Source organism: Arthrobacter ipis (assembly GCF_014694315.1).
Lineage (GTDB): Bacteria > Actinomycetota > Actinomycetes > Actinomycetales > Micrococcaceae > Arthrobacter > Arthrobacter ipis.
In genome coordinates, this window is record NZ_JAAOXD010000001.1 from 696,712 (window position 1) to 712,266 (window position 15,555).

At 65.5% G+C, this 15,555-nt stretch carries 18 protein-coding genes; 8 read left to right on the forward strand and 10 right to left on the reverse strand.

Annotated elements, in window-relative coordinates:
* Window positions 1-64: 64 nt before the first annotated feature.
* Window positions 65-331 (reverse strand): WXG100 family type VII secretion target, encoded by a 267-nt coding sequence (locus G9E11_RS03330; RefSeq protein ID WP_190602885.1) that lies wholly within the window; start codon window positions 329-331, stop codon window positions 65-67.
* A 209-nt stretch (window positions 332-540) separates the two neighbouring features.
* Here G9E11_RS03330 and G9E11_RS03335 point away from each other — a divergent pair, with 209 nt between their 5' ends.
* Window positions 541-813 (forward strand): DUF2277 domain-containing protein, encoded by a 273-nt coding sequence (locus G9E11_RS03335; protein ID WP_190602887.1) that lies wholly within the window; start codon window positions 541-543, stop codon window positions 811-813.
* A gap of 9 nt (window positions 814-822) precedes the next feature.
* Here G9E11_RS03335 and G9E11_RS03340 read toward each other — a convergent pair whose 3' ends face one another.
* The 4 genes from G9E11_RS03340 to G9E11_RS03355 all read right to left on the reverse strand — a co-directional run bounded on the left by G9E11_RS03340 (window position 823) and on the right by G9E11_RS03355 (window position 4,698).
* The gene (locus G9E11_RS03340; protein ID WP_190602889.1) at window positions 823-3,201 is read right to left on the reverse strand and encodes a heavy metal translocating P-type ATPase; all 2,379 of its coding nucleotides are present in this window, start codon (window positions 3,199-3,201) and stop codon (window positions 823-825) included.
* A 60-nt stretch (window positions 3,202-3,261) separates the two neighbouring features.
* A complete protein-coding gene (locus G9E11_RS03345) occupies window positions 3,262-3,492 on the reverse strand; it encodes a heavy-metal-associated domain-containing protein (RefSeq protein ID WP_190602891.1) in 231 nt (76 codons plus the stop codon).
* A gap of 60 nt (window positions 3,493-3,552) precedes the next feature.
* The gene (locus G9E11_RS03350; protein ID WP_190602893.1) at window positions 3,553-3,909 is read right to left on the reverse strand and encodes a metal-sensitive transcriptional regulator; all 357 of its coding nucleotides are present in this window, start codon (window positions 3,907-3,909) and stop codon (window positions 3,553-3,555) included.
* Window positions 3,910-4,191: 282 nt separating this feature from the next.
* The gene (locus G9E11_RS03355; protein ID WP_190602895.1) at window positions 4,192-4,698 is read right to left on the reverse strand and encodes a universal stress protein; all 507 of its coding nucleotides are present in this window, start codon (window positions 4,696-4,698) and stop codon (window positions 4,192-4,194) included.
* Between the two features lie 178 nt (window positions 4,699-4,876).
* Between G9E11_RS03355 and G9E11_RS03360 the strand changes: the two genes are divergently transcribed.
* Entirely contained in the window at window positions 4,877-5,077 is a 201-nt protein-coding gene (locus G9E11_RS03360; RefSeq protein WP_102972543.1) for a hypothetical protein, read from the forward strand.
* Window positions 5,078-5,101: 24 nt separating this feature from the next.
* Here G9E11_RS03360 and G9E11_RS03365 read toward each other — a convergent pair whose 3' ends face one another.
* The 4 genes from G9E11_RS03365 to G9E11_RS03380 all read right to left on the reverse strand — a co-directional run bounded on the left by G9E11_RS03365 (window position 5,102) and on the right by G9E11_RS03380 (window position 9,703).
* Entirely contained in the window at window positions 5,102-6,385 is a 1,284-nt protein-coding gene (locus G9E11_RS03365) for a Y-family DNA polymerase (RefSeq protein WP_190602896.1), read from the reverse strand.
* Complete coding sequence (locus tag G9E11_RS03370) at window positions 6,378-6,809, reverse strand: LexA family protein (RefSeq protein ID WP_190602899.1); 432 nt, start codon at window positions 6,807-6,809, stop codon at window positions 6,378-6,380. The genes G9E11_RS03365 and G9E11_RS03370 overlap by 8 nt, the downstream gene beginning before the upstream one ends.
* Window positions 6,810-7,120: 311 nt before the next feature.
* Window positions 7,121-8,572, reverse strand: a complete 1,452-nt coding sequence (locus G9E11_RS03375; protein ID WP_190602901.1) for an SLC13 family permease — start codon at window positions 8,570-8,572, stop codon at window positions 7,121-7,123.
* Window positions 8,573-8,584: 12 nt separating this feature from the next.
* Window positions 8,585-9,703, reverse strand: a complete 1,119-nt coding sequence (locus tag G9E11_RS03380) for a PrpF domain-containing protein (RefSeq protein WP_190602903.1) — start codon at window positions 9,701-9,703, stop codon at window positions 8,585-8,587.
* 241 nt (window positions 9,704-9,944) lie between these two features.
* Here G9E11_RS03380 and G9E11_RS03385 point away from each other — a divergent pair, with 241 nt between their 5' ends.
* From G9E11_RS03385 to G9E11_RS03405, 5 genes are all read left to right on the forward strand, one after another.
* The gene (locus tag G9E11_RS03385; protein ID WP_190602905.1) at window positions 9,945-10,901 is read left to right on the forward strand and encodes a LysR family transcriptional regulator; all 957 of its coding nucleotides are present in this window, start codon (window positions 9,945-9,947) and stop codon (window positions 10,899-10,901) included.
* A 14-nt stretch (window positions 10,902-10,915) separates the two neighbouring features.
* Complete coding sequence (locus G9E11_RS03390; protein ID WP_311764299.1) at window positions 10,916-11,152, forward strand: MmyB family transcriptional regulator; 237 nt, start codon at window positions 10,916-10,918, stop codon at window positions 11,150-11,152.
* A gap of 280 nt (window positions 11,153-11,432) precedes the next feature.
* Window positions 11,433-11,720, forward strand: a complete 288-nt coding sequence (locus tag G9E11_RS03395) for a hypothetical protein (protein ID WP_190602907.1) — start codon at window positions 11,433-11,435, stop codon at window positions 11,718-11,720.
* An 84-nt stretch (window positions 11,721-11,804) separates the two neighbouring features.
* Complete coding sequence (locus G9E11_RS03400) at window positions 11,805-12,926, forward strand: WD40/YVTN/BNR-like repeat-containing protein (protein ID WP_414635169.1); 1,122 nt, start codon at window positions 11,805-11,807, stop codon at window positions 12,924-12,926.
* Between the two features lie 9 nt (window positions 12,927-12,935).
* Window positions 12,936-13,223: a MoaD/ThiS family protein gene (locus tag G9E11_RS03405; protein WP_111903109.1), complete on the forward strand. Its 288-nt coding sequence runs from the start codon at window positions 12,936-12,938 to the stop codon at window positions 13,221-13,223.
* A 5-nt stretch (window positions 13,224-13,228) separates the two neighbouring features.
* Here the strand turns inward: G9E11_RS03405 and G9E11_RS03410 are convergent, their stop codons facing one another.
* Window positions 13,229-13,465, reverse strand: coding sequence for a hypothetical protein (locus tag G9E11_RS03410; protein ID WP_102972536.1), 237 nt, complete (start codon window positions 13,463-13,465; stop codon window positions 13,229-13,231).
* A gap of 295 nt (window positions 13,466-13,760) precedes the next feature.
* Here G9E11_RS03410 and G9E11_RS03415 point away from each other — a divergent pair, with 295 nt between their 5' ends.
* Window positions 13,761-15,545 carry a glycoside hydrolase family 13 protein gene (locus tag G9E11_RS03415; protein ID WP_190602911.1) on the forward strand — a complete coding sequence of 595 codons (1,785 nt, stop codon included), beginning with the start codon at window positions 13,761-13,763 and terminating at the stop codon, window positions 15,543-15,545.
* The last annotated feature ends 10 nt before the right edge of the window (window positions 15,546-15,555 follow it).

A 15,555-nucleotide genomic window follows, 5' to 3' on the forward strand; every position in this document is an offset into this window, starting at 1 on the left:
CTTTACTGCTTAAATGCCGGAGGGCCGGACGCCTGCTGCGTCCGGCCCTCCGGTGGTTCCCGGTCTAGCCGCGGGAAGTCTCTTCCTGCTGCTGGGCGTTCCGGTTGGCCTGTTTGCCCGCCTCTTCCAGTGCCCGCGCCACCCTCTCGAGGGCCGGAAAGTGTTCGCTCTGCCACTGGTTGCGGAACTGATCGGCGTCCGGGCCCCTCCAGTCGACCCCGCCGAGCTGATTGTTCAGCTGGTTCTTCTGGTTCTGGATTTCAGTCGAACCAGCGTTGAGTTTGGTGCCCAGGTTCCGCAGCGCTTCAATATCTGCACCCAACAAAGCCATGACGTATCTCCTTTAATCAACGGAACCGATCCAGTCGGCATCCCCCGTGGCCTCCGGCTCGTCCGGAAGATCCATTGCCTCAAAACTATCCTTCGGCCCTGAAGAGTGTCGATGGGCAGCGCTCCCCATGCAGTCCTGCCCATGGGCGGTGCCCTCCCGAGCGGGGCGAAAGGGTCGATCCTCGGCGCTCCAGAGCCTAGCATGGGGGTATGTGCCGGAATATCCGTACCCTCCACAACTACGAACCGCACGCTACCTCTGAGGAGATCCACGCTGCAGCGCTGCAGTACGTGCGCAAAGTGAGCGGCAGTACCAAGCCGTCGAAGGCCAATGAGGAGGCATTCGAGCGCGCCGTGCACGAGATAGCGCATGTGACCCAGCACCTGCTCGACGCCCTCGTTACCCACGCCCCCGCCAAGGACCGCGACGAGGAGGCGGCCAAGGCGAAGGCCCGCTCGGCCATCCGCTTCGGTACCGCCTAGGTCTGGGTACTACCTGCCGAAGCGGCGGAGCCTCAGCGAGTTGGCCACCACCAGCACGGAACTTGCTGCCATGGCCACGCCAGCGATCATCGGATTGAGCAGGCCGAGGGCCGCCAGTGGAATGCCCATGGCGTTGTAGAAGAAGGCCCAGAACAGGTTGGTCTTGATGGTGGCCAGAGTGCGGCGGGACAGCTCGATCGCCGTTGCCACCTGCCCCACGTCGTTGCCCATCACGGTCAGGTCGGCGGCTTCGATCGCCACGTCCGTGCCGGAGCCCATCGCGATGCCCAGATCGGCCTGCGCAAGGGCCGCTGCGTCGTTCACGCCGTCCCCTGCCATGGCCACGGTGGCACCGCCAGCCTGGAGCCGACGTACCGCTTCCACCTTGCCCTCGGGCAGTACGCCGGCGAAAACATCGTCCGCGGCGATTCCGACGGCGGCGGCCACCTGGGCTGCGACCGCGGCGTTGTCGCCCGTGAGCAGCATGGGCCGCAGGCCCAGGGCCTTGAACCGCGCGACGGCTGCCGCCGATCCCGCCTTGACCGTGTCCCGCAGCTCGACGATGCCGGCAGCCTCGCCGTCGACCGCCACCCAGATGGCCGTCGCGCCGGACTGTTCCGCGGCGCGGAGCGCCTGATCCTGCGCCGGCGTGGGCTCCACGCCGTTGTCCCGCAGCCACCCGCTGCGTCCGGCAACCACGAGCCGGCCCTCAACGGTTCCCACCACTCCGCCGCCCGGCGCGGACCGGAAGCCGACGACGGCGAGCAGGCCGGCGCCGTCGTCCGCTGCACTGCCGCTGTGGCTGGTGTGGGATGGCTGCCCCATGGCGGGTATGGCAGGCATGGTGGGCACGGCGGACCGAGCGGCGGCGGCGATCGCGGCGGCGATCGGATGCTCCGACGCCGACTCGACCGCTCCGGCCAGCCGCAGGACTTCCGCCTCGCTGAACGGGGCGAATGCCACGGTGGCCTCGACGGAGAGCTGGCCGCTGGTGACGGTTCCGGTCTTGTCCAGCAGGATGGTGTCCACCGTGCGGGTGTCTTCCAGGACCTGCGGGCCCTTGATGAGGATGCCCAGTTGCGCGCCGCGGCCGGTGCCGGTCAGGAGGCCCACGGGGGTGGCCAGGCCCAGGGCGCAGGGGCAGGCGATGACCAGCACGGCCACCGCAGCCGTGAAGGCCGAGCGGAGCTCAGGCCCGGTGATGTCCGGCCCGGCGGCCAGCAGCCAGCCGGCGAACGCGAGGACGGCGATGGCCAGGACCACCGGCACGAAGACTGCGCTGATGCGGTCAGCAAGCCGGGCGATGGGCGCCTTTCCGGTCTGCGCCTGGGAGACGAGCCGCCCCATCTGGGCCAAGGTGGTTTCCGCGCCGACGCGCGTGGCCCTGACCAGCACCCGGCCGGACGTGTTGATGGTGGCACCGGTGACATGGCTGCCCGGACCGACGTCCACCGGCACCGATTCGCCGGTGACCAGCGAGGCGTCCACCGCCGAGGCGCCGTCCACCACAACGCCGTCGGTGGCGATCTTCTCGCCCGGGCGGACCACGATCAGGTCTCCGACAGCCAGCCGGCTTGCCGGGATTTTCACCTCGGCAGCGTCTTTCAGGATGGTGGCGTCCTTGGCACCCAGGTCCAGGAGGGCGCGCAGGGCGTCACCGGCCTTCGCCTTGGCGTTCGCCTCCAGGAGCCGGCCCAGCAGAAGGAACGTGGTGACCACGGTGGCCACCTCGAAGTACAGGCCGCCGGAACCCGCGCCGCCCATCTGCTCCATGCCGGGCTGTTCGGTCAGTCGCGGGTCGGCGAGGAGCTGCCAGACGGAAAACAGGTAGGCAGCGATGACTCCGAGCGATACCAGGGTGTCCATGGTGGAGGCAAAGTGGCGGGCGTTGATGGCGGCCGCCTTGTGGAACGGCCAAGCCGCCCAGCTGACCACCGGCAGCGCCAGGGCGCCCGCCACCCAGCCCCAGTTGGGGAACTGGAAAGCCGGGAACATAGAGATGAGGAACACCGGCACGGCCAGGACCGCCGCGACGAGCAGGCGCGGCTTCAGCTCTGATGCCTTGCCGCCGTGCGCCATATGGTCTTCGTGGTGCGGGTCGGCGTCGGCTACTTCAGCTAGGGTCTCGTCGTGGTCCTCCCCGGTGACCGTTTTGATCCTTGCCTTGTAGCCGGCCGAGGCTACCTGGTCTGTGATCTGTTGGTCCGTGATGCCGGCCGGGACGGTCACCTGCGCTGTTTCCAGGGGGAGGTTGACGGTGGCCTCGACGCCTTCGAGCTTGGCGAGCTTCTTTTCCACCCGGTTCACGCACGACGCGCAGGTCATGCCCTCGACGTCGAGCTCGATCACCCGGTTGGCGGAGCCTGCGGAAAGGTGTTCGCTGCCCATGACTGGTCCTTCTCTGGTCGTGCTGAATTTTGGCCGTGCTCGGTGCGAATGGGAGGCGGGTCAGGCCTCGTTGGCCACCACCATGTAGCCCGCCTCGGCCACTGCCTCGCCGATTTCGGAGGGGGAGAGCTTCTGCGTGGAGGTGATGGTGACGGTCGAAATGCCGCCGGAATTGAGGTCGATGTCGATCTCCTCGACGCCGGCCAGCGCCTCAAGCTCCTCGCTGACGGCCGACACGCAGTGCCCGCAGGTCATGCCGGAGACGTGGACTTTGGTGGAGATGGTGCTCATTGCTGACTCCTAGTTGGTGCGACGACGGGGGTTGGTCGGCTGGTGGGTGGTGGTGGGGGGCTAGCGCAGCAGGCGCCCGATGGCACCAGCGGCCTCCTTGACCTTAAGGTCGATGGCTTCAGCCCGCAGGTCAGGATCAGGTTCGGAGGCCGCCCCGACCACGCAGTGGCCTATGTGTTCTTCCACAAGGCCCAGGCTGACGGCGTGCAGGGCCTTGGTCACGGCCGCCACCTGCGTCAGGATGTCGATGCAGTACTTATCTTCCTCAACCATGCGGGCGATGCCACGGACCTGTCCCTCGATCCGGCGGAGCCGGCGCAGGTACGCATCCTTGTCCGCCGTGTAGCCGTGCTGCGGGGCTTCAGCAATCGCTTCTTCGTTGGGCGCCGTCGGCGTCCGTCCATCGGAAGTTTCCATAACCGCAACATATACCCCTAGGGGGTATCAGTCAAGGGTGGCGCGGCAGGCCGACGGGAGTGCGGGAAGGGATGGTGCGGACAGGAATGCTTGAGCCCCGAGGTTTTTGGGCAACAAAAAAGCTCCGGAGCGCGTTATTGGGGGATACGCACTCCGGAGCAGTTTTTGGGCGGCCCTGCGTGGACCTGCCTGATCAGCTTACTTGCCGGTAGCCATGTTGGCCACCACCTCGAATAACTACTTTCGCTTTACTTTTCCGCGGCTGTCCGGGGCCACTATCGGCTATTCGGGCCGGTCTTGGTGTGCGGCCATCCGGAACGGCACCACCAGCACGGGACGGCTCTGGTGGTGAGTGAGCCATGCGGCCACGGAGCCGTTCAGGAGTTCCGTGATCCTGTGCCCGAAGCCGCGCTCGGGCGTGCCCACGATGATCATGGGAGCATTGACTTCCGATGCCAGTCTGCCGAGGGCCCGGGCGGGATCCCCGGTGAGCGTGCGCAGAGTCCATGCAGATCCTCCGTCCTGCATGGCGGAGCCGATGGACGACTTCAGTTCCGTCGTTACGGAACGGATGTCGTCGTCGTCCCTGTCGGGATGCAGCGAAAGCCGGTGCGCGGAGCGCGCGGGATCCCACTCAACCAGGTAGCTTGCCTCGTCCACGTAGGCGCACAGCAGCGGGGCGGACAGCTTTTGGGCCAGGGTGACCGCGGTCTTGAGGACCTCCGGATGCTGGCCGGGAACCATGCCCACTAGGAGGGGAGGCGGGCCGCTGAAATGCTCTGCATCCATAATCAATTGTGTGCCTGCGGTATCAGGAAAGACCAGAGCCGCAGCCGCCTTCGCCCCAGCTCAGCGCCGGTTTTTTAGCCGTGCGGGACGGCTGTCGTCCCGCGGAGAAGAGTGCTGATTTTCCCTTGAATCCCGGCCGCGGCGAGCCTAGCGTGGAGACGTAGAAAGGCGGCGTCCCATGCAGATTTACATGTGGTGGCTTGATCTGGACTTGAAAAGCAAGGAATGGCTTCGCGAGAACCTGCGGGCCGGCGACGTTCCGCTGTTCGTGATGCAGGGGATTGCTGAGGCGGGAGGTCCGCACCCGGATACGCCGCAGGCAGTCCTGACCGAAGCCGAATGGGATTTCATCGAGACGCAGTCTGAATTTGTGGACTGACTGGTCCGCGGACGCATGGGCCGGTCAGGCCGCGCGCACCACCGGCAACTCGTCCCAGTGCGTCGTGTAGCGCGGCGATCGCATTCCACGCTTCATGCTCCAATCGAGGCCGGTCTTCAGGCCTGCGAACCCGAGTCCGATGGTGCCCCTGCCGTACTTCCGGCTGATCTGTTCAACCAGCGGCCCGATCCCACGTTCCTCGTGCGGGTTGGCGAAGGGCTCAAGGGGCTGCTGGTTCCCGGACGGCCGCAGGTCGGTGACCATGATCCCGGCACGGGCGTAATTGACGCCGTCCTGGATCGCAGGAAGCAGGGCGTGGGCAGCCTTAGTGAGCAGTACGGGGTCTGAAGTGGGCATCGGCAGCGGAACACATACCGAGGGAGACGACTTGTCCTTCGGGTTGTAGTGGGACGTGCCGGCGAACGCGGTGAGGACCTTGGCCTGCAGGCGGTGCCGGGCCAGCCGGGCACTCGCCTGTTGCGCGTAGACGCTCAGTACCTGGCGAAATTCGGAGGCCGAAGTCAGGGGAGTGGAAAACGAGCGGGAGAAGATCAGCTGGTCCCGGCCCATGCGTTCCTCCTCCAGCGGTATGCAGGGCGTTCCGCGCAGCTCGAGCACGGTGCGCATCAGCACCACCGAAAAGCGGTCGCGCACCATCACAGGATCGGCCCGGCTGAGCTCCAGGATGGTGCAGATCCCCAGGGCGTTCAGCCGCTTTTCGAGCCGGCCGGCCACACCCCACACCTCCGAGACCGGCAGCCGCGCCATGAGCAGGTCCCGTACCTCCGGTTCCATCGACTCCCAGCGGCACACCCCGCCGAGCGCGGGGTTGTTCTTTGCCCACCGGTTGGCCAGTTTGGCGAGCGTCTTGGTGGCGGCGATGCCGACGCACACGGGCACGCCGACGTTGCGCTGGACTGCGGCCTTGATGGTCCGGCCGAGACCCACCATCTGTTCGGGGGTGCCCTTGATGCCCAGGAACGCCTCGTCGATGCTGTACACCTCAAGCCAGGCCGAGTAGCGCCCCAGCAGTTCCATGACGCGGGCGCTGATGTCGCCGTACAGTTCGTAGTTGCTGGATCGGGCAACGAGGCCCCACTCCTTGGCCCGAGGGGCTAGTTTGAACCATGGATCGCCCGTGCTGATCCCCAGGGCCTTGGCCTCCGGACTGCGGGTCACGGCGCAGCCGTCGTTGTTGGAGAGCACGACGAGCGGTTTGCCTTCCAGGGAGGGGTCGAAGGCCCGCTCCGCGCTGGCGTAGAAGCAGTTCACGTCCACCAGTGCTATCTGCTGCCGGGCGTTAGACATGGTGCAGGCACCTCGTGGCCACGCCCCAGATGGTGAGGTCGGCCAAGGCGGGGACGTTGATGTCCGGATACAGAGGGTTGGCGGCCTGGAGCACTACGCCTGCCGCGCTGATCTTCAGGCGCTTGATGGTGAGCTCGCCGTCCAGCACGGCGACGACCACGGACCCGTCGCGCGGTTCCAGCGCCCGGTTGACGATCAGTTCGTCGCCGTCGCTAATGCCGGCCTGTTCCATGGAGTCCCCGGATACCCGCACGATGTAGGTGCTGGTGATGTCCTTGATCAGGTGCTCATTGAGGTCGATCCGCCCGTCAAAGTAGTCCTGGGCGGGGGACGGGAAGCCCGCAGCCACGGCCACGGGCGAGATCAGCACCAGCCGCACGGAAAGTCCCGCCTTTATCACGCGGGGTCCAATGATCACACCCACAACACACCCTTTTTCGAATATATGTTCGATAGTTCAGTGTAGTCCCCGGGGCTGACAGAATGCATTCCCGCCAGGACGCGGGTAGCTGTTGGCCGGAGTTGAGGCAAAGCCAAAGGCAGGGCGGCTGCGAAAGCCGCCCTGCCTTTGGTGCGCACGGGCGTGCCTGCGCCCGTCTTTCGGGTTTCCTGTTGCGTTGGAGGCAGGGTCATCCCGTGCGCGTGCCGGACGTAGATCCGGCGGTCCTTGGTCCCGTCATCGTCTGCTGTTGTTACCTGAGGCGGATGCCTGTGTGGGTTCGCAGGGAGCTACGGTCACATGATGCCGGTGGGTACGAGCAGGGCCCAGGCCAGTGCGGGGGCTGCGAGGACGACTGCTCCCGCGTACATCATTAGCTGCTTGTAGACGCGTTGGCGGTCGTTCTCGCGGGCGTTGGCGACGACCAGTGCTCCGTCTGTGGAGAAGGGGGAGACGTCCACGACCGTGGCAGCGATGGCGAGTGCTGCAACGGTTCCGGAGGCGCTGAGTGAACTGGTGGCCAGCAGCGGGCCGGCCAGGGGGATGAATGCGGTCAGCAAGGCGGTGGAGGAGGCGAAGGCCGATCCAACGCCGATGACGTAGCAGAGGACGAGGGCGATCAGGAGTGGTGCACCTAGTGCGAGGGCTTGCTCGGCGAGGGTATCGATGACGCCGACGTGCTGGAGCAGGGAGACGTAGGTGATCATGCCTGCCACCAGCAGGACCGTGGACCAGGAAACGCCGCCGATGAACGTTTTGTGTTCCTTGATGTTGACGAATGCCAGGAGGAGGCCGGCCGAGAGGGCGACGAATCCGATGGGCATGTGGAAGCCCAGGGTGCACACGAGAATCACAGCGATCAACGCCAGCGTAAAGATCTGTTGACCCTTCGGACGTCCGACGCGGGTTGCGTCGAGACCGGCGTACTCGTTGGCGTGGTTGTCGCGCAGCTTGCCCAAGAGGGCGAACAGCACGATGGTCAGGGCTGAGAGGATGAGATTGAGGGCGAAGCTGGCCGTGAAGAGCGCGCCTTGGGAGACGGGGAATCCGTTTTTGAGTGCGATGTCGTGCACCAGCACGCCGGCGACGGACAGCGGGGAGAAGCCGCCGGCGTGGGCCCCGTTGATGACGAAGGCGCCCATGAGGACCGGGTGGATGCGTGACTCGTAGGCAAGTCCGAGGGCTGCCGGTGCCAGCAGTGCGACGGCGGCCGGGGAGAAGGTGCCCAGGGCGGTCAGCGCGGCAGCCATGAGGAAGAACACCCAGGGGAGGAGCGCTGTTTTGCCCCTGACCAGGCGCACGCAGGTCTGAACGATGATGTCGATGGTCCCGTTTCTTTGGGCCATGCTGAAGAAGTAGGTGACGCCGATGATCGTCAGGACGATGCTGGCCGGGAAGTCCTCGAGGATTTCCTTGTCGCTCATACCGAGCATGAAGTAGCCGACACCGAAGGATGCCACCAGCCCCATGATGCCGATGTTCAGCGGCCATTTCGTGGCGACGACGAACATCACGACCAGGATGACGAGCGGGATGATCTGGGTGGCGGTCATGGTCGGCTCCGATCCCGAGGCGGCCCCGGGGTTCAAGAGGACACCCCCGAACAGGAGGGCGACCAGACCCAGGATAGTGGCGGCGGCCACCGTCATCAGCAGGATACGGCGCCGACGGGTGGGATTGGGACGCTGGGAGCGGGCGGCGCTTGTGTCGCTATCTACGGGTGCAATTTGTTCTGCGGTCTTAGTCATGATGCTGTCTCCTCATTGAGTGGCGCTGGCGAGGGAGGCGTCGACGGCACTGCCGAGAGCCTCGGGGAGGTGGATAACCGTGGTCGCGAGAGTGCGGGCTGTTCGGTCGACGCCGACGAGCAGTGATCCGTCCCGTTCCTCGCTCCAGGTTTCGATAACCCCGGCCGGTGTGCGCAGCCGCAGGGTGGGGTGAATCGTGTCGCCGGTGATGGCGTTAAGCACGGTGCCCGGGGTGCGGGCGGCGAGGGTCAGTGCGATGCTGCCGGTAATGGCCAATGCCGGGTGGGGCCTGCCCATCGAGAGCATCATGACGCTGACGTCGCTCTCCGGATCGGACTGGGCCGGCGAAGCCACGATGGCGAGCTTGGGGACGGCGCGGGCCGCCTCGGCGGTGGTCGCTGCCAGCCCCATCCGCACTGCGGCCTGGCGACGGATGTGTTCCAGGGTTTCCAGTTGCAACTCCACCCCTGCGAGCCAGCTGTCGTAGCGCGCAGGGTCAAGGCCAAGGTCCTCAGCCCGGAGAATCACCACCGGCGCTCCGGCGTCGACCATGGAGACGGTCCAGCGGGTTCCGCCGGCTGTGATGGTGTCTGAGGCTGATCCGGTGGGAAGCAGCTTGCCGGTGGTTTTGCCGGCAGGGTCCTGGAAGCCCAGGCCCACCCGGTATCCGGGGAACGGGACACCCGGCATCTCTGCCTGCGGAACGATCGGCAGGGCACCGGACGGCGTGGACACCCGCTGGATGATGATCTGGCCGGTGTTGGTGTTGCGGGTAACGATCCGGGTGACGTCACCGGTCGGGACCACCCAGCCCTTTTCGATGGCGTACAGACCGACCACTGCCGAGCAGTTGCCGCAGTTGCTGCCCCAATCCACTGCGGCCTCTTCGATCCCCACCTGGGCGAAAGTGAACTCAACGTCGACATCGCCGGCGGTGGGACGGCCAAGGATCATCGCTTTGCTGGTGGTGGAAGTCGCCCCGCCAACACCGTCGATCTGCCTGTGGTCCGGACTGCCGAACAGCCGGGGAAGCAGCACGTCAGGGCTGGTTCCCGTCTCGCCCAGCTGTCCGGTTTCGAAGACCCAGCATTTGCTGGTGCCTCCGCGCATCCATTCCGCTTCGATCTTCATGGTTAGTTCCTTGCTTCTCTGCTGCCCAGGGGTGTTCAAGGGCCTGATTCGAGATTGAGGCAGATCACAAATGAAGACAATGTCGGATTTGTGATGCAGGATGTAGAAACCCTTAACTCAGCTGCCTTGAAGGAGCTCAGTTACCAGAATCAGGCTCGGCGCGCCCGGAAAGACCCATGACTTCCCGGGAAACGAAGCGACGTAGGTATAGAATGAACATCTTCCACAGAAGGGTGAATCATTGCTTAACGATGAGAGCCAGGATTTATTCGATATTCGCCGGTTGGCGTTGCTGGTCGAGGTCGTCGAGCAGGGATCGATCACTGCCGCGGCCGAACTGATGATGTACACGCCGTCAGCAGTCTCCCAGCAGCTGCGCAAGCTCGAGCAGGAAGTTGGCCAGCCTCTCCTCAACCGCCGCTCCCGCGGGGTGGTGCCCACCGAGGCAGGACAAGTGCTCGCGGGCCACGCCCGGAAGATCGTTGGGCAAATGAGGGCAGCACAGTCCGACCTGGATCAAATCGCAGGCCTCAAACGCGGCTCCCTGGCCATCGGAACATTTCCGACTCTCGCGGGGTCGTTCCTGCCGGTTGTTATCCGGGCCTTCAAAAAGAGGTACCCGGCCATTGGCCTCTCCGTGCGAAGCGCACGCTTCGATGACCTCGTGACAGACCTGCAGTCTGGAGTTACCGGCCTATGCCTGCTGTGGGACTACCCTTGGAACCGCTTTCAGGACGATTCAATCCGCATCACGGAAGTCTTCCAGGAAAGCACCGTCCTCTTGGTATCCCGCGGACACCCACTTGCCGGCCGCAATGAGATCCGGATGGAAGAGCTCCGCAAGGAATCGTGGATAGTGCGGGCCGAGGCCCACCCCGTGGTGGAAGTGCTGCAGCGCTCCGCCCACGAGGCCGGCTTCGAACCAACGATTGGCTTCCTGGCCAACGACTACCAGGAAGCCCAAGCCATGGTGAGTGTCGGGATGGGCGTGGCCATGGTGCCGAAAACCGCCGTCGCCCTCCAACACCCCGACGTCAGTGTCATCAGCCTTGGCCCCGACGCACCCTTACGGCGCGTATTACTGGCCCAACGACAAGACAAGGTCTACGCCCCGGCTGAAGTCGCATTCCACTCCACCCTGCTGGAGATCGCCCGCGAACGAGCCGGAGACTACCTGACGACTCCAGGCAACCCGTGAACGCCGCGCGTTTCGTGTTCCTCGATCCCGGGGCACAGACGTTCTACCAAGACTGGGAGTCCAACACCCGCCAGGTCGTCACCCTCCTCCGGGTCGAAGCGGGACCGCACCCTACAGATGCTGGTGTTCTCCGCGGAACCAGGCTCTGCGTCCCACGATGGGCTGCAACTGCTGGCGAACTGTGGGTAGACACCCACAGTGTCGTTACATCCAGGGACCCGGCGGCCACTAAGCACATCGGCTGTAGCTGAACGCTGCAAATGATCACGTCGGCGCACGCTGAAAGCTACAGTCATCGCAATCGTATCGTCGGCGAGGCGCCTCATATCCCGTGGGTTAAGAGACGTTGGGGTTGGAGCGTTTTTGGCACCTTCGCCGGGTCTGAACCTGGTGGACTCCTACCTGGGGGTACACCCGTAGCCAGGCCAGGCAGCGGTTGTATTCATCACACGTTCGCCGTGCCGTCTCCGTGACAGCGGGTCCGCGTCGCATACTGGTCTCATGGGGATGCAAGGTGCAGGAGGATCAGTGGTGGAAACCTTGAAGAGGGTGGTGCGGAACGAGTACTTTCCGGCGGCAGCCGTGCTGGCGCTGGTGGTGCTCTTCTGGGTCGCGGGCCTGTTCGGCGGCCTGTCCCTGCTGAGCCGGAGCCAGCCGCCGATCGCCACGCTGACCTGGCTGCTCTTTGTCTACGCCGCCGCCGTCCTGACGCCCCTGGCCGGAATCCTGGCAGCGGCCGACCTGCTCCGCCGGTGGTGGCGAAACCGCCGTGCCGCGAAAGCCGGCACCGCCAAAGCCGGGGCGAGGATCGGGTCCTAGGTCCCGTCCGGGCATCGAACCCAGGCAAACCCGTGGGGGCTGAAACCATTGCAGCCCCTCCGCCGGAGTGGTTGCATGGGGTGCATGAATGCCTCAGCGAGTTTCGTTTTAGCAATCGGGACCAAAAAAGGCCTCTGGCTGGCCACCAGCCAGGACCGGAAGCAGTGGTCCTTTTCCGGCCCGCACTTCCTGATGAGCGAGATACCAAGCATCGGAATCGACACGCGGGACGGCCGCACACGCATCATGGTGGGGGTGCGGTCCGAGCACTGGGGCCCCTACGTTGCCCACTCAGATGACCTCGGCGCCACCTGGACCGAGCCCGAGCAGGGTGCCATCAAGTTCCCCGAAGGCACCGACGCCGCCGTGGAACGCATCTGGCAGATCTACCCCGACGCCGAATCCCGCCCGGGGGTGGTCTGGGCCGGTGTGGAGCCGATTTCGGTGTGGAAATCGACCGACGGCGGCGAGCACTTCGAGCTGAACCGCGGACTGTGGGACCACCCGCACCGCAGCGAATGGGGTGCAGGATATGGCGGCGCGGCCGCCCACTCGATCGTGGTCAACCCCTCCGGGGAGAACGTGCACGTCGCCATGAGCACCGGAGGCGTCTACCGCTCGCTCGACGGCGGGACGTCCTGGGAGCCGCGGAACAAAGGAATCTCGGCCTACTTCATGCCCGATCCCAACCCGGAATTCGGCCAGTGCGTGCACAAGATCGCGGCGGATGCCGCCGTCGACGGCCGCCTTTACGCGCAGAACCACCACGGTGTGTACCGCACCGACGACAATGCCGAGAACTGGGAATCGATAGCGGAGGGCCTGCCGGCCGATTTCGGGTTCGTCATGCTGACGCACCCCAGGCGTGCAGGTACGGCCTGGGTTGTTCCGTTGAAAGCCGACGGTGAACGCATTCCGCCGGACGGAAAGCTCGCCGTGCACCGTACCGACGACGCCGGTTCGACGTGGAAGCGCCTGGATTCCGGGCTGCCGCAATCAGAATTCAACGCGGTGCTCCGTGACGCGGCCTCCGTGGATTCCGCTGAACCCGCCGGGGTCTACTTCGGAACGCGCGGCGGCGCCGTGTATGCCAGCGCCGACGAAGGTGAAACCTTTGCGGAGGTGGCCTCCCACCTGCCCGATGTGCTGTGCGTTCGCGCTGCCGTTGTGGCTGGGGCGCCGGTTGCAGCGGCGACTCCCGCGTGAGGATGTGCGGTGGCTGAGATCAGCGTGGTCCTTCCCGGCGTCCTCCAGCCGCTCGCCGGCGGGCAGTCCATACTGACTACACCCGCCGACGGGGCGGTGACTGTGGGTTCGTTGCTGGATTCCGTGACCGGGACCTACCCGGTACTCGCCAGGCGGCTGCGGGACGAGACGGGTGCGCTCCGCCGCTACGTGAATATTTACGTGAACGGCGAGGAGGTCCGGCGTCTCCGCGGCCTGGAAACGGAAGTTTCTGCCGGCCAGGAAGTGCTGATTATCCAGTCCGTGGCTGGTGGCTAGCTGGCTCAGGCGACCCGCCAGACGCTGCATTCGTCCGTATTGATGGCCTTGCGCATGCCCGAGTGATGATCCATGATCCACACGACGCCGATGCCCGGGGCTGTCTCCTGGACGCTGCCGCGGCGGACGATGACGTCGTCATAGCTGGGGCCCACCGACAGGCGGGCCTCGATCTCGTCGCCGCGATGCAGCTGGTCCAGGGCACGGACCCGGGTGATGTGGGGTTTGGCTTCCTTCAACATGGCGTGGCCTCCTGAGCTGGAGCTGGTGCCTGCAATTGCCGGCACAACCAAGTGTGGCGTGGCAATGTTGCGCACGCGTTTCCTGCCCGTTAGCGCCCGGTTAGTTTCCGGCGCCAGGGCGGTTTCCGCAGGTCAGCAGCTGGACTCGTTCCTCGGCAGCCTGATGTATGGCGAGTAAGCAGCAAGCACAACACCCGGCTAAGGCCCTTGAGCGTCAGCCATTGACCGCCGATTCTTCTGGAACAAGACTTTCAGTGGGCCAGCAGCCCGCCACCGTCCACCAGGAGGAGCAGCGATGACCACGCAGGAAACCGAGGCAGAAGCGGCCTACCGCGCCGGCAGGGAGTGGTTCAAGAGCGCGGTGGTCTACCAGATCTACCCGCGCAGCTTCGCTGACTCGGACGGCGACGGCATCGGCGACCTCCGCGGGATCATCGGCAAGCTGGACTACCTGCAAAAGCTGGGGGTCGACGTCGTCTGGCTTTCACCGGTGTATCGCTCGCCGCAGGATGACAACGGCTACGACATCAGCGACTACCGCGACATCGATCCCGTGTTCGGGAGCCTGGAGACCCTCGACGAACTGCTGGACGGCCTGCACTCGCGGGACATGAAGCTGGTGATGGACCTGGTGGTGAACCACACCTCGGACGAGCATCCGTGGTTCGCGGAGTCCCGCTCCAGCAAGGACAACCCCAAGCGGGACTGGTACTGGTGGCGGCCGCCGCGCGAGCGTGCCGAGCCGGGCGCGCCTGCTGCTGGAATGCCCGGTGCAGAACCCAACAACTGGGGCTCTGCCTTCTCCGGGCCCGCCTGGGAGTACGACCCGGAGACGGGGGAGTATTACCTGCACCTGTTCTCCAGGAAGCAGCCGGACCTCAACTGGGAAAACCCGGAGGTGCGGGCCGCCGTGTACGACATGATGAACTGGTGGCTGGACCGCGGCGTGGACGGCTTCCGGATGGATGTCATCAACTTTATCTCCAAGGAGCAGTCGCTGCCGGACGGTCCGCAGGCCGAAGGCATGCTCTACGGCGACGGCGGCCCGCACTTCATCTGCGGACCGCGCATCCACGAGTTCCTCCAGGAGATGCACCAGGAGGTCTTCGCGGGCCGGGACAAGGACCTGCTCACCGTCGGCGAGATGCCGGGCGTCACCGTAGGGGACGCCGCCCTCTTTACCGATCCCGGCCGCGGGGAGGTGGACATGGTGTTCCAGTTCGAGCACGTGGCCCTCGACCAGGAGGGCGGCAACAAGTGGCGGCCCAGGAAGCTGCTGCTCACCGACCTCAAGAAGTCCCTGGGCCGCTGGCAGGAAGGGCTCGCGGAGCGCGGCTGGAACAGCCTCTACTGGGGCAACCACGACCAGGCCCGCGCCGTTTCCCGGTTCGGCGACGACGGCCAGTACCGTGAGCTGTCGGCGAAGATGCTGGCCGCCGTCCTGCACCTGCACCGCGGCACGCCGTACGTCTACCAGGGCGAAGAGTTGGGCATGACCAACATGGCGTTCGGCGCCATCAGCGACTACCGCGACATCGAAGTCCTCAACCACAACCGCGAAGCCACCACGCATCTGGGCCACACCGACGCGGAGGTTCTCGCTGCGCTGGCGCCGCTGAACCGGGACAACGCCCGGACACCCGTGCAGTGGGACGCCAGCCGGCATGGCGGCTTCACCACCGGGGCGCCCTGGATCGCCGTGAACCCCAACGCCAACACCATCAACGCAGCCGCCCAGGTTGACGACCCCGACTCCGTTTTCAGCTTCTACCGCAAGGTGATCGCGTTCCGGCACGCGGACCCCGTTGTGGCGTACGGGGATTTCAGCATGCTGCTGCCCGACGACGAACACGTCTACGCGTTCAAGCGCTCGCTTCCGGAAGCGGAACTGCTGGTGCTGGGCAACTTTTCGGGGACCGCCCGGACGGCCGGGCTCGACGACGGCTGGCTTAGCGGCGGCGGCTTGAACGGCCGGGCAACCGCGGAGCTGGTGCTGGGCAACTATCCGCCGGACGCCGGCGAACTGCAGCCGTTGGAACTGCGCCCGTGGGAGGTGAAGGTGTTCCGCCGGAACCTTTAGGTCCGAAGGG